The organism is Streptomyces sp. NPDC001410, assembly GCF_042895235.1.
Taxonomy (GTDB): Bacteria; Actinomycetota; Actinomycetes; order Streptomycetales; family Streptomycetaceae; genus Streptomyces.
This window is the reverse complement of sequence record NZ_JBIAWE010000007.1, coordinates 166,814-183,736: the sequence shown is the minus strand read 5'-3', so window position 1 is coordinate 183,736 and position 16,923 is coordinate 166,814. Positions and strand designations below refer to the sequence as shown.

General features: G+C 72.3%; 18 protein-coding genes and 2 pseudogenes. 8 read left to right on the top strand and 12 right to left on the bottom strand.

Annotated elements, in window-relative coordinates:
• Positions 1-174: 174 nt before the first annotated feature.
• Entirely contained in the window at positions 175-1,101 is a 927-nt protein-coding gene (locus ACFY3C_RS17015) for a LysR family transcriptional regulator (RefSeq protein WP_390771263.1), read from the bottom strand.
• Positions 1,102-1,159: 58 nt separating this feature from the next.
• On the opposite strand from ACFY3C_RS17015, the gene ACFY3C_RS17010 reads away from it, so the two are divergent.
• Positions 1,160-1,714, top strand: coding sequence for a DUF2871 domain-containing protein (locus tag ACFY3C_RS17010; protein WP_390771262.1), 555 nt, complete (start codon positions 1,160-1,162; stop codon positions 1,712-1,714).
• Here ACFY3C_RS17010 and ACFY3C_RS17005 read toward each other — a convergent pair.
• Positions 1,650-1,955 (bottom strand): hypothetical protein, encoded by a 306-nt coding sequence (locus ACFY3C_RS17005; RefSeq protein ID WP_390771457.1) that lies wholly within the window; start codon positions 1,953-1,955, stop codon positions 1,650-1,652. The genes ACFY3C_RS17010 and ACFY3C_RS17005 overlap by 65 nt on opposite strands.
• A gap of 180 nt (positions 1,956-2,135) precedes the next feature.
• Here ACFY3C_RS17005 and ACFY3C_RS17000 point away from each other — a divergent pair.
• A pseudogene (locus ACFY3C_RS17000) lies at positions 2,136-2,528 on the top strand (hypothetical protein); the annotation flags it as partial.
• On the opposite strand, the pseudogene ACFY3C_RS16995 reads toward ACFY3C_RS17000, so the two are convergent.
• The 3 genes and pseudogenes from ACFY3C_RS16995 to ACFY3C_RS16985 all read right to left on the bottom strand — a co-directional run.
• Positions 2,528-2,677, bottom strand: a pseudogene (locus ACFY3C_RS16995) (FAD-dependent oxidoreductase); the annotation flags it as partial. The pseudogenes ACFY3C_RS17000 and ACFY3C_RS16995 overlap by 1 nt on opposite strands.
• Positions 2,678-2,800: 123 nt before the next feature.
• On the bottom strand, positions 2,801-3,217 hold the full coding sequence (locus ACFY3C_RS16990) for a hypothetical protein (RefSeq protein WP_390771261.1): 417 nt from the start codon (positions 3,215-3,217) through the stop codon (positions 2,801-2,803).
• Between the two features lie 121 nt (positions 3,218-3,338).
• On the bottom strand, positions 3,339-4,025 hold the full coding sequence (locus ACFY3C_RS16985) for a DUF6445 family protein (protein WP_390771260.1): 687 nt from the start codon (positions 4,023-4,025) through the stop codon (positions 3,339-3,341).
• A gap of 252 nt (positions 4,026-4,277) precedes the next feature.
• Between ACFY3C_RS16985 and ACFY3C_RS16980 the strand changes: the two genes are divergently transcribed.
• Positions 4,278-5,030: a DUF4142 domain-containing protein gene (locus tag ACFY3C_RS16980; RefSeq protein WP_390771259.1), complete on the top strand. Its 753-nt coding sequence runs from the start codon at positions 4,278-4,280 to the stop codon at positions 5,028-5,030.
• On the opposite strand, the gene ACFY3C_RS16975 is transcribed toward ACFY3C_RS16980, so the two are convergent.
• Positions 5,027-6,673: a glycoside hydrolase family 13 protein gene (locus ACFY3C_RS16975; protein WP_390771258.1), complete on the bottom strand. Its 1,647-nt coding sequence runs from the start codon at positions 6,671-6,673 to the stop codon at positions 5,027-5,029. The genes ACFY3C_RS16980 and ACFY3C_RS16975 overlap by 4 nt on opposite strands.
• Positions 6,674-6,925: 252 nt before the next feature.
• Here ACFY3C_RS16975 and ACFY3C_RS16970 point away from each other — a divergent pair, with 252 nt between their 5' ends.
• Complete coding sequence (locus tag ACFY3C_RS16970) at positions 6,926-7,219, top strand: hypothetical protein (protein ID WP_390771257.1); 294 nt, start codon at positions 6,926-6,928, stop codon at positions 7,217-7,219.
• Here ACFY3C_RS16970 and ACFY3C_RS16965 read toward each other — a convergent pair.
• Positions 7,216-8,181, bottom strand: a complete 966-nt coding sequence (locus ACFY3C_RS16965) for a nucleoside hydrolase (protein WP_390771256.1) — start codon at positions 8,179-8,181, stop codon at positions 7,216-7,218. The genes ACFY3C_RS16970 and ACFY3C_RS16965 overlap by 4 nt on opposite strands.
• 40 nt (positions 8,182-8,221) lie before the next feature.
• Positions 8,222-9,496: a threonine--tRNA ligase gene (gene thrS, locus ACFY3C_RS16960; protein ID WP_390771255.1), complete on the bottom strand. Its 1,275-nt coding sequence runs from the start codon at positions 9,494-9,496 to the stop codon at positions 8,222-8,224.
• A gap of 361 nt (positions 9,497-9,857) precedes the next feature.
• Between thrS and ACFY3C_RS16955 the strand changes: the two genes are divergently transcribed.
• Positions 9,858-10,640, top strand: a complete 783-nt coding sequence (locus ACFY3C_RS16955) for a hypothetical protein (protein WP_390771254.1) — start codon at positions 9,858-9,860, stop codon at positions 10,638-10,640.
• Positions 10,641-10,654: 14 nt separating this feature from the next.
• Here ACFY3C_RS16955 and ACFY3C_RS16950 read toward each other — a convergent pair whose 3' ends face one another.
• Positions 10,655-11,395 (bottom strand): L,D-transpeptidase, encoded by a 741-nt coding sequence (locus ACFY3C_RS16950; RefSeq protein WP_390771253.1) that lies wholly within the window; start codon positions 11,393-11,395, stop codon positions 10,655-10,657.
• Positions 11,385-11,888: a SigE family RNA polymerase sigma factor gene (locus ACFY3C_RS16945; RefSeq protein ID WP_386572827.1), complete on the bottom strand. Its 504-nt coding sequence runs from the start codon at positions 11,886-11,888 to the stop codon at positions 11,385-11,387. The genes ACFY3C_RS16950 and ACFY3C_RS16945 overlap by 11 nt, the downstream gene beginning before the upstream one ends.
• Positions 11,889-12,003: 115 nt before the next feature.
• On the opposite strand from ACFY3C_RS16945, the gene ACFY3C_RS16940 reads away from it, so the two are divergent.
• From ACFY3C_RS16940 to ACFY3C_RS16930, 3 genes are read left to right on the top strand one after another with little or no spacing between them, the layout of a single operon-like run.
• The gene (locus tag ACFY3C_RS16940) at positions 12,004-12,492 is read left to right on the top strand and encodes a sigma factor-like helix-turn-helix DNA-binding protein (protein WP_390771252.1); all 489 of its coding nucleotides are present in this window, start codon (positions 12,004-12,006) and stop codon (positions 12,490-12,492) included.
• Entirely contained in the window at positions 12,489-13,160 is a 672-nt protein-coding gene (locus tag ACFY3C_RS16935; protein WP_390771251.1) for a hypothetical protein, read from the top strand. The genes ACFY3C_RS16940 and ACFY3C_RS16935 overlap by 4 nt, the downstream gene beginning before the upstream one ends.
• Complete coding sequence (locus tag ACFY3C_RS16930; protein ID WP_390771250.1) at positions 13,157-14,767, top strand: transglycosylase domain-containing protein; 1,611 nt, start codon at positions 13,157-13,159, stop codon at positions 14,765-14,767. The genes ACFY3C_RS16935 and ACFY3C_RS16930 overlap by 4 nt, the downstream gene beginning before the upstream one ends.
• Here ACFY3C_RS16930 and ACFY3C_RS16925 read toward each other — a convergent pair.
• The gene (locus tag ACFY3C_RS16925; RefSeq protein ID WP_390771249.1) at positions 14,745-15,254 is read right to left on the bottom strand and encodes a hypothetical protein; all 510 of its coding nucleotides are present in this window, start codon (positions 15,252-15,254) and stop codon (positions 14,745-14,747) included. The two genes, ACFY3C_RS16930 and ACFY3C_RS16925, sit on opposite strands and share 23 nt — an antisense overlap.
• Positions 15,255-15,422: 168 nt before the next feature.
• Positions 15,423-16,766 carry a tetratricopeptide repeat protein gene (locus tag ACFY3C_RS16920; RefSeq protein WP_390771248.1) on the bottom strand — a complete coding sequence of 448 codons (1,344 nt, stop codon included), beginning with the start codon at positions 16,764-16,766 and terminating at the stop codon, positions 15,423-15,425.
• Positions 16,767-16,923: the final 157 nt, after the last annotated feature.

Here is a 16,923-nt window from a genome sequence, read left to right as displayed (position 1 = left end):
CCCTGCCTCCGGGACCTGCTTCCCAGCGCGCCCGCCAGGTCAACGTCGGGCGCCTCCGAGGCGTCAGCGATCGAGCATCCGGGGCCTTCCCGTCATGGCCTGGCAAAAGGCCGTCAGGCCCGGATAAAGGCCGTCGGACTTCACCGGCCATGGAACTTCCCTGGCGGAAAGTCGTCAGGCCTCCGGGTTCTGCGCCGGCAACGCGCACCAGCAGTCCTCGCCCACCGTCGGCGGCGCGTCGGACAGCGCCTGGGTGAAGGAGCGGATGAGCGGGCTCTCCGAGACCCTGCGCCAGACCGGGGCCCAACGGGACGGCGGGGCGTCGAGGATGGGGATGAAGGCCAGGTTGGGCCACGGGTAGAAGTCCGCGATGTCGCCCGACACCGAGGCGACGGCCTGACCGGTGGCCACGGCGGTGAGGGCCTCCTGCCACGTCGAGACCTGCGGACCGCGCGGGATGGGGCGCCCGGAGGGGGTGTGGAAGGGGTGGAGGGCCTCTTCCATGTAGGCCGGCAGGGAGCGGCCGGCCACGAACGCACAGTCGGCGAGGTCCTCCAGGCGGATGGCGTCGCGGCGGGCGTACGGGTGGGAGGCTCCGGTCATGAGCAGGGTCGGTGAGGCGTAGATGACCGGGCCCACGGTGAGGTCGGGTTCCTCCACCGGCAGCCAGAGCACGGCGATGTCGACGTCCCCGGAGCGGAGCAGGTCCAGCGGGGCGGAGGGCTGGATCTCGCGGAAGCGGACCTGGATCTCCGGGGAGCGGGTCTCCAGGAGGGCCACGGCGTCGGACAGCATCCAGGAGTGGGGGCCGACGGTGCCGACCGTCAGGGTGTCCGTCCCGCGGGCGGCGGCCTTGGCCGCGGCGACACCGTCCATGATCTGCCGGTACCCGGCGCCGAGTTCGCGTTGCAGCTGCTCGCCGAGCGGGGTGAGCCTTACCGCGCGGCTGGTGCGTTCGAACAGGAGGCCGCCGATCTGCCGCTCCTGCTTCTTGATCGACTGGCTGACCCGGGCCTGGGTGACGTGCAGGCGGTGTGCCGTGCGGCTGAAGTGCAGTTCCTCGGCGAGGGTCAGGAAGATCTCGATGTCGCGGAGCTCCACTCGCGCCCCTTCGGACTCATTAGCCGACGATTATGACTCGTTATCAGGTTCATCGTTGATGCCCGAACGGGCCCGGCGCAAGGTGGGGGCCGACACCGACGCGGATTCACGGGGGAAGACGCAGATGAGGAAGATCCTCAACACCGCTCACATCTACATGATCATCGGGCTCGTCAGCGGCCTGTACTACCGCGAGCTGACCAAGGCCAAGGACTTCGAGGGCGACACCCAGCTCGCCGTCGTGCACACCCATGTACTGGCGCTCGGCATGCTGTTCTTCCTTGTCGTCCTGCCGCTGGAGAAGCAGTTCGCGCTGACCTCCCACCGGCTGTTCAACTGGTTCTTCTGGATCTACAACGCCGGTCTGGCGGTGACCGTCGGCATGATGACCCTGCACGGAACGCTGACGGTCCTCGGCCACTCCGACTCGGAGGCGATCGCCGGGATCGCCGGTCTGGGCCATGTCCTGCTGACGGTGGGCCTGGTGCTGTTCTTCATCACGGTGGGCAAGTGCCTGCCCGGCGCCTCCCGGGCGGAGGACGCCGGCGTCACTCGCGCGAAGGACGCAGCCCCGTCAACTTCTCCGGGTTCACCTGCAGCCGCAGATTCCTGATGGCGCCCTCGGACATGTCGTAGGTGAGGGCCGCCACCGGCATCTCGCCCAGGGTGAACAGGATGCCCAACTCGCCGTTGACGACGGCCTGTCGGAGGGTGATGCCGGCCGACTGCGGCTTCGCCGGGACGCCGAGGATCCAGCGCGCCACATGGTCGGGGCCGTACAGCGGGCGGCGGGCCGCGGTGACCTTGCCGCCGCCGTCGGACCAGCAGGTCACATCCGGCGCCAGAAGTTCCATCACGGCGTTCAGGTCGCCGCCCGCGCACGCCTCGATGAACTGGGTGGTGACCCGGGCCCGCCGGTCCGGGTCCGTGTCGTAGCGGGGGCGGCGGGACTGGACGTGGCTGCGGGCCTGGTGGGCGATCTGGCGGACGGTGGGTTCCGGGCGGTCCAGGATGTCGGCGATCTCCGCATGGGAGTAGGCATCCCCGTCGTCGCAGTCGATCCCGCCTACACCAGCAAGTGGGGCGCCCAGCACCGGCAAAAACCCCTCACCACGAAGAAGGGGAAGACCACCCGCCACGACGCGGCAGCCGTGGCGATCGGAAGGCGCGCCCTGGGACACCCGATCCGGCGACGGACGGCACCGCCCCGCACCCACCAGAGCGATGGATGCGGGCATCGGACCGTCCAGGCCCAACCGGGCACCTTGGGGCGTGAGGGAACCCGCCCGCGTATTCCCGGACCACGGACACGATCCGCGCGCACCGGACACGGAGCGAAAGCGGGGGACCAGTGTGCCCAACACCGTTCGGGGCACACGGCTGAGCATGACTCCTGGCACCAGGACTCACTCCCGCTCAGTCTTTAGGAACGGTTGACCAGGGTCACCCGGACGACGGTGCGGCGCGTGCGGTGGGCCAGACGGATCGCAGCCAGCATGCCGGTGTAGCCGGCACCCAGCACCACGACCCGGTGGCCGTCCTGCGCCGGTCGTCCGGTCTTCGGCTGCTTCGGCATGTCCACTCCCGGGGTCGGGTCACCGGGCACATCGGCCTCGTCCGGTGCCGGTGACGACCATGGGACTGGCGAGCCCCGCCGTGCGTGACAGGCCGCCTGTGTGACCCGCGTCACGCGCGAAGGTCAGTCGGCGGGGTGCCCCGGCTGGTAGGTGGCGAGCGCCCAGATCACGAAGAAGTCGATGGCGATCATGATGAGCGCCCAGACCGGCGAGTACGGCAGGAACAGGAACTGGGCGATCACGCTCAGGGAGGCGAGACCGATGCCGACCGCCCGGGCCCACGCGGCGCGTCTGAGGATGAACGCGCCGGTGACGGCGGCCACGACACCCAGGATGAGCAGGATCCAGCCCCAGCCGGTGAGGTTGATCTTGTACACGTAGGCGCCGATACGGGTGTACACGTCGTCGGCCGCGAGCGCGGATATGCCCTGGAGGATGGCGAGAACACCCTCCACCAGGAGCATCACCCCCGCGAAGACGAGCCCTCCCTCGGCCCAGTCGGTGGTCCCCGCCCGTGCCGGTCGGGTCTGCTGCGTCATGGCCGTACCTCCGCCGTCGTCGTCCCGAGTCGGTCGTACGTACGACGATCCGGCCCACCCGGCCGGGAGACCACGGGGGTTGCTCCGTACGGGTGAGCCGGCGGGCCGGGGGCGGAACGGCTCAGGCCATCCAGAAGAAGACGGCCGTCATCCGCTTCTCCGCCAGCTCCTTGCCGAAGTAGCCGGTCGCGCTGTGCACCAGGTTGGCGTTGTAGAGCAGGAGGCGGTTGTACCGGTGCGGGACCCGGCCGTCCTCCTCGAAGGCATCCGGGGCGACGAAGCGGGTGCCCAGGGCCTCGACGAGGTTGTTGTGCGGGGCCTGCACGACGTTGCCGCCGAGCCGGCCGCCGGGCAGGGACTGGCGGAAGAAGCTGGTGCCGCAGTCCTTGGGCACGTGCGGATTGAGGTACAGCACGGCCGCGTACCGGCACAGCGCGCGCGAGTCGGTGTGCGGGCGCGGTTCGCTCTCGCCCTCGCCGACCACCTGCACGCAGTTGTGGTTGAGGGTGCCGCCGCCGGGTGCCTGCTGCACCCACAGCTCCTTGGCCCCGGTCGCCTGCTTCACCAGCCGCTCGATGCGGGCGAGTTCACCGGCCTCCAGGCCGGGCATCGCGCGCAGTCCGGGCCAGGTCTCCGAGGTGTACGGGTAGCCCTTGACCCAGTCGTCCTTGGCCAGACACCGCTCGCGTACGGCGTCTACGTCCGGCAGGACGTCGTCCAGGACCCAGTAGTCGCGGCCCTTGGTGGGCTTGCGGTAGGGCAGGACGGGCAGCGCGGCGGGCACCCTGGCGGGTGGCTGTGGGGGCATGCGGCGAATCTAGGCCTGCGTTTCCCCTCGCTTCTCCCGGGAAAGAGTCAACTCTCCTGCGGAAAGGTCAACTTTTAACCAACTGCGGTCCTCGGCCCCTCCCGCAGGACCGGGACGAATCTTTACCCGAAACCACTGACACAAATGACCTCCGCATCCGTACTGCTGTGCGTCCGAACCGCCTATGGGCGGATCCATGGCCGGGCAGGAGGCACGGTGCGCTTTTCGCGGAACGCGACGGGAACTCTCTTCGTGGGCGGTGCAATGGCCCTGACCCTCGGCGCGCTCGCCTACCCGAGCATGCTCGGCGTGAGCACCGTCTCCAGTGCGCCGTCGCGGGTCATCGCCAACACCCAGTGGGGTCCGCTCACCGAGGCCGACCGGGACTTCGTGGTGAAGGTGCGGGCGGCCGGTCTGTGGGAGTACCCGGTCGGCCAGATCGGGCTGCAGAAGGGCACCACGAAGGGCGTCATCGAGGCCAGCAAGCATCTGGTCGACGGGCATGCCGCCCTGGACATCACGTGCCGCAAGATCGCGCCGATGCTGAACATCACGCTGCCCAACGTGGCGAGCCCCCAGCAGTTGGGCTTCGTGAACACGCTGAAGTCGGAGAGCGGCAAGAAGTTCGACAGCGACTTCGCCAACATCCTGCGGATGACGCACGGTTCGATCTTCAACACGGTCGCGTCGATCCGGTCCACGACCAAGAACTCGCTGGTGCGGGCCCTGGCCGACCAGGCCAACGACACGGTGCTCGACCACATCACGGTGATGGAGAAGACCGGTCTGGTCGACTTCGACCAGACCCTCTTCCAACAGACCACCCCGCCGAAGCTGCCCAGCTCCGACCTGACCCCGCCGGCCCCGCCGGCGGGCCAGCCTCAGGTGGTGCTCACGCCGCCGCCGAACGCCACGTCCACACCGGTGGACATCAACGGCCTCAGCGGCGGCGGCGCCGGAGGCGCCTCGCCCGCCGCCCCCAGCCCGAGCCCGACCGTGGGCTAGCCCAGCCAGACCGTGGTGTCCGACGGGAGGACGTCCGGCTCCGGGAGCGGGGTGCTGGCCAGCAGCACCTCGCCCGGGGGCAGTCGTACCGGCTCCGCGGTGAGGTTGGTGACGCAGCGCCAGGTCTCGGTGCGGGTGAAGTCCAGCACCCCGGCCGGGGCGTCGGGCGTCCAGGTCAGCGTCTCGCCCTCCAGCAGCTTGCGGCGCAGCCTGAGCGCGGTGCGGTACAGCTCCAGGGCGGAGCCCTCGGCACCTGACTGGGCCTCGACGGCGTACGACGCGAAGGACGCCGGCTGCGGCAGCCAGGCGGCCCCGGACCCGAAGCCGTACGACGGTCCGGTGGTCGTCCACGGCAGCGGCACCCGGCAGCCGTCGCGGCCCTTGCGGGCATGACCCGTCTGCTCCCAGATCGGATCCCGCAGCACCTCGGCGGGCAGATCGGCGACCTCGGGCAGGCCGAGTTCCTCGCCCTGGTAGACGTACGACGATCCGGGCAGCGCCAGCATCAGCAGGGTCGCGGCCCGGGCCCGGCGCAGGCCCGCCTCCCGGTCGGTCGGCGGGGCCGTGCCGCCTGACAGCAGCCAGGCGTTCTCGTCGGTGCCGCGCGGGAGCACGAGGCGCGAGGCGTGGCGGACGACGTCGTGGTTGGAGAGCACCCAGGTGGCACAGGCTCCGGCAGCACGGGCCGTCGCCAGGGAGCCCGTGATGACCCCGCGGAGTTCGTCCGCGTCCCACCCCGCCTGCAGATACTCGAAGTTGAAGGCCTGGCCGAGTTCGTCCGGGCGGGCGTACAGCGCGCGGCGGGCGTCCGGGACCCAGGCCTCGGCGACCGCGGTGCGGGGCGGGCTGTAGGCGTCGAAGATCTTGCGCCAGTCGCGGTAGATCTCATGGACCTCGTCACGGTCCCAGTAGGGGTGGGTGCCGGGCTCCACCCGCTGCAGGGCCTCCTCGCCCGTGGCGCCCAGGCCGCCCACGTCCCGCAGCGGGTCGGCCAGGTCCTTGGCCAGGCCGTGGGCGACGTCGATGCGGAAGCCGTCGACGCCCCGGTCGGACCAGAAGCGCAGGGTGGTGCGGAAGTCGGCGCGGACCTCCTCGTTCTCCCAGTTCAGGTCGGGCTGTTCGGGCGCGAACAGGTGCAGGTACCAGTCGCCGTCGGCCACGCGCCGCCAGGCGCTGCCGCCGAACACCGACTGCCAGTCGGTGGGCGGGAGTTCGCCGTCGGCACCGCGGCCGGGGCGGAAGACGTAGCGTTCCCGGGCCGCTGATCCGGGCCCGGCCCGCAGGGCCTCCTGGAACCAGGGGTGCAGGTGCGAGGTGTGGTTCGGGACGATGTCCACGACGACCTTCAGACCGAGCCGGTGGGCCTCGGCGGCCAGCGCGTCGAAGTCGTCCAGGGTGCCGAGGCGCGGGTCGACGTCCCGGTGGTCGGCGACGTCGTAGCCGCCGTCGGCGAGTTCGGAGGGGTAGAAGGGGCTGAGCCACAGGGCGTCCACGCCGAGCGTGGCGAGGTGGTTCAGGTGCTCGGTGACGCCCCTGAGATCGCCGAGGCCGTCACCGTCGGCGTCGGCGAAACTGCGCGGATAGACCTGGTAGATGACGGCCTGGCGCCACCAGTCGGGATTCCTGGAGGAGAGGTCTGGCATACCCGGACTCTGTCCACCTTGCCCGGGAACGGAACCTTGGTCGTTCGTCTGCCCTGTTGCGTAATCTTCAATACCTGGGCAGGTGTGCGGCTTTGCCGGCAAAAGGATCGCCGCCTACGGTGAACGGGCCGTGGTCCTCGGGAAGTCGATGCAAGGTCGCGACCCGGGTGCCGGCCGCCCCCGACTGAGTCCCGGCCGGTTCGGGGGGGGCCGCCGTGTCCCCCGTGGCGACGGGCGAAAAGAATGCCGCCCGTGCCTTTCGACGAGAACGAACCCGTCTTCAAGCGGAGCAAGTGGGGGACGAACCGGTACGAGTACAACCCGCAGAACCCCCTCGGCCTCGCCCTGATCGTGCTCAGCGTGGCCTTCGCCGTCGTGATGCTGCTGCTCATGCAACACCACGCGGGCCCCTTCGCACGGCCGTCGGACCCCACACCCACCCAATGGAGCCCGCCTCCCGACATGTCCCGGTGGGCGCCGCCGCCGGACGTCCCGTCGGCCGGTCCGACGTCCGATCCGGCATCCGGTCCGCCGGAGCTGCCCTAGCGGCGTTCCACCGTCTCCAGGTACAGCTTCACGTACCGCTCCACGTCCACCGCCAACGCCACGTCCACCAGGGCCTGTTCGCGGGCGCCGCCGTGGATCTCGGATTCGCCGGGGCGGGGGCGGCGGTCGACGATCGTCTGGCCGCGGGTCGGGCCGGGGGCCAGGGCGACCTCGACGGGCAGCCGGCGGGTGGTGATGCCGGCCGGGTCCGCGACCGCGCACACCGCGCCCGCGTCACCGAGGCCGCCGGCCGGGTCGTCGCCGTCGGGCTCGGGTGCGGACGGGCGGTGGGCCAGCAGCTCGCCGGCGAGCCGGGTGCCCGGTTCCCTGCTCTCCCGCAGCCGTCGTACGTCCGGGCCCGGTACGACGACCTGGGTGAACACGTCGAGCCCGTACATGGTGATCGGCACCCCTGCGGTGAGCAGGACCGCCGCCGCCTCCGGGTCGTGCCAGACGTTGAACTCGGCGACCGGCGTGGCGTTCCCGGTGGCGACCGCGCCGCCCATGAACACGATCCGCTCGATGTTCCGGGTCACCTCCGGGTGGGTGCGCAGCAGGAGCGCGATGTTGGTGAGCGGTGCGGTCGGGATCAGGGTGACCGGGGTCGGGGAGGCCAGGATCTCGCGGTACAGGAGGGTCACGGCGTCCACGGCGGCGCGGCCGCGTCTGGGCGCGGGCAGGCCGAGGTCGCCCATGCCGTCCGCGCCGTGCACGTGCCGGGCCGAGCGGGCCGGCTCGATCAGCGGGCGCTCGGCGCCGCGCGCCACCGGGACGTCGGGGGCGCCCGCCTCCTCCAGCACGGTCAGGGTGTTGCGGACCACCCCGTCGACATCGGTGTTCCCGGCCACACAGGTCACCGCCCTGAGGTCCAGGCCCGGGTGGCGTACGGCGAACAGCAGGGCCAGGGCGTCGTCGACGCCGGTGTCGCAGTCGATGATCACGGGGATGGGCTGACCGGTCACGTCGGACTCCTTCCGTCGTACCGACACTAGATGAGGACCCTCAGGGCCACAGTGCGGTGCCCTTCGCCGCCACGCGGTCGGCGACGCGGCGCAGCAGCTCGGGTACCGGGAGCGCGCCGGGGCGGCGGCCGTCCCGCAGGCGCAGAGCCGCGAGGCCCGCGCCGGCCTCCCGGTCGCCGATCACCGCCTGGTACGGGACCAGGCGGGCCGCGCGGATGCGGGCGCCGAGGGTGCCCTGCTCGGGGGCGGCCGGTTCGGCGCGCAGGCCCAGCGCGGCCGCCTCCCGGACCACCGCGGCCGCCCGCTCCACCTGCTCCTCCGCGACCGGCAGCACAGCCAGCTGTACAGGAGCGAGCCAAGCCGGGAAGGCCCCGCCGTGCGCCTCGATGAGGTGGGCGACGGCCCGCTCCACGCTGCCGATGATGCTGCGGTGCACCATCACCGGCCGGTGCTTCGCGCCGTCGGCGCCGATGTAGTGCAGGTCGAAGCGGGCCGGCTGGTGGAAGTCGATCTGCACGGTGGACAGGGTGGACTCGCGGCCGGCCGGGTCCGCGATCTGTACGTCGATCTTGGGGCCGTAGAAGGCGGCCTCGCCCTCCGCCTCCTCGTACGCCACGCCGGACTCGGCCAGCACCTCCTTCAGCAGCGCGGTGGCCCGCTGCCACAGCTCCGGGTCGGCGACGTACTTGCCACCCTCGCCGGGCAGCGAGAGACGGTGGCGTACGGCCTCGATGCCGAGGTCGGCGTAGGCGCGGGCGATCAGCTCCAGGGCGGCGCGGGCCTCGTCGACGGCCTGCTCCAGGGTGCAGAAGATGTGGGCGTCGTTGAGCTGGATGGCGCGCACCCGGGTCAGGCCGCCGAGGACGCCGGAGCGTTCGGCGCGGTACATGGTGCCCAGCTCGGCGATGCGCAGCGGCAGTTCACGGTAGCTGTGCGAGCGGGAGCGGTAGATCAGGGCGTGGTGGGGGCACAGGCTCGGGCGCAGGACGACCTCTTCCGCGCCCAGGTTCATCGGCGGGTACATGTCGTCGCTGTAGTGGTCCCAGTGTCCGGAGGTCTCGTACAGCTCGCGCTTGCCGAGCGCGGGCGAGTACACGTGCCGGTAGCCGGCGGCGCGTTCCGCCTCCCGGATGTACTCCTCCAGGGTGTGCCGTACGACGGCCCCGTCCGGGAGCCAGTAGGGCAGGCCCGCGCCCATCAGCGGGTCGGTGTCGAACAGGCCGAGTTCACGGCCGAGGCGGCGGTGGTCGGGGACGCGGTCGCTGATGGCGCTGACGTCACTGATGTCGCTGATGTCGCTGATCGGGTCGGTCATCGGGGTCTCCTTGGTGCGGGAGGCGAACACCCCGGGGCATGACGAAACCCCGGGGCGTTCGCCCCGGGGCTTCGGACTGGTCAGGTGTCAGCGCGCCGGGACGGTCTCCGGCGTCGTCGTGCTCTGCGGACACGGCTGGGCGCGCTTCATGAAGCGACCGTAACGACGGCCCCTGTCGTAGGGCCATCGGTTTTCCCCGGGCCTTCCCGCCGCCCACCCGGACGTCTCCCCCACCGCTCACCCGGACGGGTTTTCCCGCCCTCACCCGGACGGCCCGGAGCGCTGGTGGGCGGGTCGCGGCGGTGGTGCCGTGAGAGGAGGCACCTCCACCCCCACCTGCCCCGCCAGGGAGGCACCCCAGATGACCGCCGCCATACGCCCCCGCGCCCTCCCTCTCGCCGCTCTCGCCACCGGCCTCCTCACCCTCACCGGCTGCGCGGCCCTCGGCCTGGAACGCCCGCCGTCCGCGCAGCAGCCCCTGCCCACCGTCGACAAGCCCTCCCCCTCGGCGAAGCCCTCGGCCCGGGCCGACGGATCCACGCTCACCGACGACCAGGCCCGGGCCGCGCTCATCACGGAGACCGACCTCGGCGCCCCCTGGACCGCGACGCGCGGGGCGGCCACCTGGCGGGACGCCCTGCTGAAGGCGACCACCACGGCCGGGGAGTGCCAGCGCCTGCTCGACGCGCTCTACTCCGACGAACTCCTCGGCGCCCCCGCCCGGGTCGCCGTGGGCCTCGACGACGACGACACCGAAGCCCAGCTCCGCTACCAGATCGCCGCCCGCCGCCCGTCGGACGTCGACGCCGCGCTGGAGTGGCTGCAGACGATGCCGGTCCAGTGCGCCCGCTTCACGGCCACCTCGGAGAACGGCCTGGTCGAGGACGTCCAGGTCCAGGACGCCCCGCTGCCGGAGGTCGGGGACGTGCGCCAGGGTCTGCACGTCACCGTCGCCACCACCACGTCCGACGAGCAGGACGTCTTCCTGACGATGGACCTGGCCGCCGTCCGCGTCGGCGAGGACGCCTTCGCCCTCACCAACGCCGGCCTGGGCGACGTACCGAACGACGCGACACAGCTCGCCGTCCAGATCGGCGCACTCCGCCTGGCGGACGTACGCAAGCAGGGCCGGGCCCAGGTCTGACCTGCGCCTTTCCGCTAGGACGGCGTCGACGCGGAGGGCCGCAGCGACGGCGTCCTCCCCGTCACCAGCACCACCGCGCCCTTGTCCAGCCGCGTGTACACCCACTTCGCGTCGGCCTCGGGCAGTCCGATCCAGCCGCCGGTGGACGCGTAGTTGCCGGGGGCCTTCAGGTCGTAGGTGAGGGCGACGACGGCGGTGCTCCTCTTCCGGTCCGCGGAGCGCAGTTCGATCACCCATGGAACGCTCGGCATCGACGCGCCGCTGCCGCTGCCACCGCCGCTCCCGAACTCCATCTCCGCCTTCGGGGACTTGGCGACGACGGTGAACCGGCCGGTGGGCGTGGGCAGTTCGGAAACACCGGAGGAGATGGGCATCATCCGTCCGTCGACGGTCATCGTCATCTTGGTGAGGTCGACCACGGCGTCGGCGGCGGCCGGGGTCGGAGTCGGGGTGGGTGCCGGGCCGGTCCGCAGCCGGGGACTGGCGGCCGGAGTGGTGCGGCGGCCGGAGTCGGAGTCGTGGCCGTGGGTGAGGCCGACGGTCATCGTGACGGCGAGGGCCGCGGCGGCGGCCACCCCGCCGACCACGACGGTCGTACGCCGGCGACGGCCACGCCGTACGGCCAGACGGCGGACCTCGGCACCGGCGACGGGCGGCGAGGACTGGTGGCTCTCGGCCAACGTCCGCAGCCCGCCGGAGAGTTCGGGGTGGAAGTCGGGGTGAAGGTCGGCGTCGTAGTCGCGGTCATCGGACACGGTCGCCCTCCCTCTCCCCCTCGCCCGGGGCCAGCACCCGGGCCAGTGCCGCGCGGCCACGGGACAGACGGGCCTTGACCGTCCCCACCGGGGCACCGGTTTCCGAGGCTACTTGCTCCACGCTCAGGTCGCACAGATGGTGCAGGACGACGGCCATCCGCTGGGCCTCGGGCAGGGTGCGCAGCGCGGAGACGAGCGCGGCGTGCTCGGGGTCGGGCCCGGGCACGGACTCCGGCGGCGGGGTGCGCCGCACCAGTTCCAGCCAGCGCCGGGCGCGCCGCCACCGGCTGACGGCGAGCCGCATCGCGACGGTCCTGACCCATGCCTCGGGCGCGCCGTCCGCGAGGAAGTCGCGCCGCCGGTCCCAGGCCCGTACGAACGCCTCCTGCACGACGTCCTGCGCCTCGCCGTGATCCCCGGTGAAGGCGTAGAGCTGGCCGGTCAGCCGGGGGAACGCGGCGGCGTAGAACGCGTCGAACTCGTCCTCGGTCATGCCTCCCCTGCCACTCGTGCCCCAACTTCCCCGTACCGCCGTGCAACCCGGATCGCTTCGCGGTGCGTACAGGTCCCGTACGCCGCACATCGAAACACATCGCAGGGGGAACCCGATGACGACCAGAGCCGACCGCCGAACCCGTCATCGCGCCGGTCGCTCCGGCCGCCGGACCGAGTTCGGCGGCTACGCCGCCGTGGCCTGGCCGCGTCTGCTGCGCACGGCTCATCTGCTGACCGGCGACCCGGCGGAGGCCGACGCCCTGACGCGCACCGCCCTGTCCGACGCGTACGCCCACTGGCGGCGCATCCCGGGCGACGACACCGACTTCTACGTACGACGGCTGCTGGTGCGCCACCACCTCGGCAGCCACCTCGGCCGGCTTCTCGGCCGCCGGCCGCACCACACGGGACCCGCGCCGCAGGCCCCGCAGGCCCCGCTCGCCCGCGCCCTCGCCGCCCTGCCCGCGCGCCAGCGGGTGGTGCTGGTCCTGCGGCTGGGCGAGGACCTGGGCCGGCTGGAGGTCGCCGAGATGCTCGGCTGGTCGGTGGGCGCGGTGAAGTCGTACGAACGACGGGGGCTGAAGGCCTTGGGGGCGACATGAGGCATAAGCAACTGAATTCCCTGGACGGCGAGTTGGGCGAGGTCTTCGCCGCCGCCCGCGACGAGGCGCCCCGCACGCCCGTCCCGCTCGCCGCCATCGTGCGGGAGGGCCGGGCGCGGCGCCGGCGGCGCCGGATCACCCTGCTGCTGACCTGCTGCCTGCTGGTGCTGGGCCCGCTCGGCTACGCCGTCTGGCGGCTGGCGGGCGTGTCCGGGGGCGGGCCCGTGACGCCCGGACGGTCGGTGGCCGCCGGGACCGTGCGCGTGGTGGCGGCCGGTGAGCACGTACGGCCGCTGTCCGGCGAGGAGTTGTGGCTGACGAAGGACGGCGCGCACTGGTCGTCGCCCCGGGGCGGGGGCGAGTCCCTGCCGGTCTCGGGGCTCTCCGCGGAGCCCCCGACCGTCACGCTCCGGCTGGAGGTGACCGGCCGGAGCGGGCTGCTGCTGTCCGGCGTGCACCGCGGCGGCGGACCGGCCGCCCGCGTCGAGGTGCAGCTGCCCTCGGACAGGACCGCCGGGACCGTGCTCACACTGGCGGGGAACCCGGGCTGGGACGTCTGGTACGCGACCACCCGACTCCCGGCGGACAAGCAGGAGTTGATGCATGCCCGGGTCACGGTCTACGACGCCGGCGGCAAGGTCCTGGCGCGGGGCGGGGTGGGCCGGTGAAGCGTCTCCTCAAGCATCTGCGCCGCCGCCGGGCCCGCTGGGTCCGGCGCGTCCTCGGGGCGCTGCTCGCGCTGTGCCTCGCGCTGGTCGGGACGGTGTGGGTGGCGTACCTGCTCACGGCCGTCCCGGAACCGCATCCGGAGACGGTCAGCCAGAGCACGGTCTTCCTGGACGTGGAGGGGGAGTACCTGGGCCGGCGCGGGCCGGTGGACCGGCAGGACGTGTCCCTGGCGCAGGTGCCGCGGCACGTCCAGGACGCGGTGATCGCCGCCGAGAACCGTTCCTTCCGCACGGACTCGGGCGTCTCGCCGAGCGCGATCGTGCGCGCGGCCGTGGCCACGCTGTCCGGCGGGGAGCGCCAGGGGGGTTCGACGATCACCCAGCAGTATGTGAAGAACGCCCTGCTGAGCCCCGAGCAGTCCCTGACCCGCAAGGCCCGTGAGGCGCTGATCGCCGTCAAGCTGGACCGCACCCGCTCCAAGGACTCGATCCTGGAGGGCTACCTCAACACCGTGTACTTCGGCCGGGGCGCGGCGGGCATCGAGTCGGCTGCGCGGAACTACTTCGGCGTGGACGCGAAGGACCTCACGGTGTCGCAGGGGGCGGCGCTCGCGGCCATCATCAACCGGCCGACGTTCTACGAGCGGGCGGGCTCGGACGCGAAGGTCACCGCGACGCTGCAGAAGCGCTGGCGCTGGGTGCTGGACGCGATGCGCTCCTCGGGCAGCATCACGGCCGGGCAGCGCTCCTCGGCCGCCTTCCCGGCCTTCCGTTTCTATCCGCCCGGCGACACGGACGGCCAGCGCCAGTACCTGATCGACGCGGCCGCCGCCGAAGCCGCCCGCCGTCTCGGCATCACACAGGACCAGCTGGCGCGCGGCGGCTACACGGTCCGTACGACCTTCGACCTGAGCACGCAGTACGCGGTCTCCGAGCGCGTGCGGCAGCAGTCCGCGGGCCTGCCCAAGGGCACCAAGCTGCACGCGGCCGTGATCGCCATGGTCCCCGGCGACGGCGCGGTCCGTGTCCTGTACGGCGGTACGGACTACGCCCACCAGCCCTTCAACGACGCCCTGTCGGGCGCGGTGGAGGCCGGTACGGCACTGCGCCCCTTCAGCGGCCTACCGCTCGGCGCGCCGCTGACCAAGCTCGCGAGCACCTCGGCACCGACACCGCTGACCGTGGCCTCGGCGTACGCGACCGCGGCGGCGGACGGCACCTACGCGACGCCGTACATGGTGGAGCAGATCACCCGGGGCGACGACACCGTGTACAAGGCCCACCCGGACCGGCACCAGGTCATGGGCTCCGTCATGGCCGCGGCGGCGGCGAAGTACGCGGACACGGGCGAGCTGCCGACGTACACCGGCGGCGCGGGCACGGGCCCCGGCACCCGGACCCTGTGGCAGTCGGCGTACACCGGCCGGCTGGCCCTGACGACCGCCCTGTTCGCCGAGCATCCGGCCACGAAGGGGCACCCGGCGCGACCGGCCCACCTCCCGTCCTCGGCCGAGGAGCTGGCCACCGGGATCCAGTCGGACGTGTTCACGTCCAAGGCGGTGACGCCTGCGGGGGCAGGGTCGGTCAGCGGTCGAGGTCGATCGTGAAGCGCCTCGTGCCCGTACCGATCGTGTCGGCGTGGACCGAGCCGCGAGCCCGGTCGAATGCCCCGGTGCCGCCGGTGATCGCGTTGTCGAACGAAGGGGGAGGGCCCGGGTTGAGATTGCCGAAGACCATCCCCTGCACGGTGAGTTGGCCGCCCGGGAGGTTGTAGTTCACGACGCACTCCTCCGCTCCGCCGTTGTCGACCCGGGTGGTGGTGCAGGTGCCGCCGGTGTCGCCGACCTCGTTGCCGTACTGGTCGAAGAGGACCGAGCGGAAGACCGTCCGGTCGCCCTGGGCGGCGGGGCTGCCGCCGGGGTTGACGGGGAAGCGCGTCTGCTGCGCGAGATGGCCGATGAGTGTGATGACCCGGTCTGTGCCCTTGGCGTCGGCGAACTCGTCGTCCGTCGCGGCGGCCGCGACAGGGGCGCAGGCGAGAAGGGTGACCAGCGCAGTGGCCGTGCCGAGACAGGCTGCCCTGATGGGACGCATCGTGTGGCTCCTGAGGTCGATGTTCATGGATGGTCAGGTGCCGCATTCATAACCTCGGCTCCGCCGCCACCCGGAACGTCCCGGCGCGACCCACCATCAAATCCGACCAGTCGGACCAACCCGGGACGAGAGACGGCCCGGCCGACCGGGCACTACGAAGATCGCGATCTACAGCGGCGGCTGCGCCGGTGCCGGCCCCAGCGTCGTGGTGCCCGGCGCCGTGCGGTGGCCGAGGCCCGTGCGGTAGGCGTCCAGGGCCGCCTCGACGCGGCCGGTACGGCGCAGCAGGTCGCCGAGGAGGCGGCACAGGTCGGCCAGGTCGCCGGCCGCGCCGGCCCGTTCCAGGAGGCTGAGGGCGCGGACGTAGTGCTCCTCGGCGGCCTCGGTGTCGCGGGAGTCCTCGGCGATGATGCCGAGGAGGCGGTGCGCGGCTGCGGCGTGCACGGCGCCGCGTTCGGAGGAGAGGTCGCCGAGGACGCCGTTGAGCAGGTCGGCGGCCTCGGCCGACTTGCCGCGCCGGTGCAGGACGTCGGCGAGTTCCACGGCGGCCTGGCTGCGGTAGAGGGCGGCCCGGGTCTGGGCGAGCATGGTGAGGGCCTGGCGCAGCTCGGCCTCGGCCCGGTCCAGGTCGCCGTTCTGGGCGCAGACGTAGCCGCGCATCCAGTGGCAGTTGGCGAGTTCGGTGCGCAGCTGGAGCTGGCGGTACAGCTCGGCCGCCTTGGCGAGGGAGGCGTCGGCCTCGGCGACCCGGCCCTCGGCGAGCAGGGTGCGGGCGACCGAGCGGTGCATACGGGCGATGAGTGCCGGGTCGGCGGCCTGGGGGGCCAGGGCCAGGGCGAACTCGGCGGCCTGGGCGGCGCGGGCGTGGGCGCCCATGTCCATGTAGGGGCCGATGGCGCTGGCGTAGAGGAGCAGCAGGGCGTCGGGGTCGTGCAGGCCGCCGCGGTTGAGTTCGTCGAGGGTGGATTCCAGGAGGTAGACGGCGTAGCGGAGTTCGCCGGCGAGGTAGTGGGCGATCGCGCGGCCGCGGACGGCCGGGACGCGGCTGGGGAGGGTCTCCTGCGCGAGGCGGTGCTCGGCTCGCTCGAAGTGGTCGCGGGCCCGGGACAGTTCGCCCGTCTCCAGGGCGCATTCACCCAGTCCCAGGAGTGCGGTGGCCTGCTCGGCGACCAGGCCGTGCGTGTCCGCTTCGGCGAGCAGCGCGGTGTACTGGCCGGCCGCCTCCTCCGCCTTGCCGTCGGCGAGGGTGCGCTGGGCCTCGGTGAGCCGCAGCCGCAGAGCGGTGGCGAGGTGGGCGGGCCGGCCGACGGCCAGCTCCTCGAAGGCGACGCCGAGGCGGTCCGCGATGTGCCTGAGCGCCTCGTCGGAGGCGCGGACCCGGCCCGCCTCCAGGGTGGAGATGTAGGCGGGGGTGTACGCCGGTTCCGCCAACTGGCGCTGGGTCAGTCCCTGTTCGGTGCGCAGTTGCTGTACGCGCCGGCCGACGACCTCAGGATCGTCCCGCTCCCGCATTTCCTGCTCCCCCCAACTCTCCTGGCACCTCTTGCCGTTCGGGTTCCGCACCCCTAGGTTAAACGGCGAATTAAGCATGTTTAACAGGCCGCTGTTGTTGCGAGGTCGCCGTGCACGGACGTACATCCGCACCCTACGGACTCCCCACCACACTGCC

Bases quoted from the DNA above. Each gene is read 5' to 3' on its own strand.
- ACFY3C_RS16935 (WP_390771251.1), top strand. From the start codon at position 12,489: ATGAGGCATAAGCAACTGAATTCCCTGGACGGCGAGTTGGGCGAGGTC.
- thrS (WP_390771255.1), bottom strand. From the start codon at position 9,496: ATGACCGACCCGATCAGCGACATCAGCGACATCAGTGACGTCAGCGCC.
- ACFY3C_RS17010 (WP_390771262.1), top strand. From the start codon at position 1,160: ATGCCCGAACGGGCCCGGCGCAAGGTGGGGGCCGACACCGACGCGGAT.
- ACFY3C_RS16925 (WP_390771249.1), bottom strand. From the start codon at position 15,254: ATGCGTCCCATCAGGGCAGCCTGTCTCGGCACGGCCACTGCGCTGGTC.
- ACFY3C_RS16945 (WP_386572827.1), bottom strand. From the start codon at position 11,888: ATGACCGAGGACGAGTTCGACGCGTTCTACGCCGCCGCGTTCCCCCGG.
- ACFY3C_RS16975 (WP_390771258.1), bottom strand. From the start codon at position 6,673: ATGCCAGACCTCTCCTCCAGGAATCCCGACTGGTGGCGCCAGGCCGTC.
- ACFY3C_RS16940 (WP_390771252.1), top strand. From the start codon at position 12,004: ATGACGACCAGAGCCGACCGCCGAACCCGTCATCGCGCCGGTCGCTCC.
- ACFY3C_RS16990 (WP_390771261.1), bottom strand. From the start codon at position 3,217: ATGACGCAGCAGACCCGACCGGCACGGGCGGGGACCACCGACTGGGCC.
- ACFY3C_RS16955 (WP_390771254.1), top strand. From the start codon at position 9,858: ATGACCGCCGCCATACGCCCCCGCGCCCTCCCTCTCGCCGCTCTCGCC.
- ACFY3C_RS17005 (WP_390771457.1), bottom strand. From the start codon at position 1,955: ATGGAACTTCTGGCGCCGGATGTGACCTGCTGGTCCGACGGCGGCGGC.
- ACFY3C_RS16985 (WP_390771260.1), bottom strand. From the start codon at position 4,025: ATGCCCCCACAGCCACCCGCCAGGGTGCCCGCCGCGCTGCCCGTCCTG.
- ACFY3C_RS16920 (WP_390771248.1), bottom strand. From the start codon at position 16,766: ATGCGGGAGCGGGACGATCCTGAGGTCGTCGGCCGGCGCGTACAGCAA.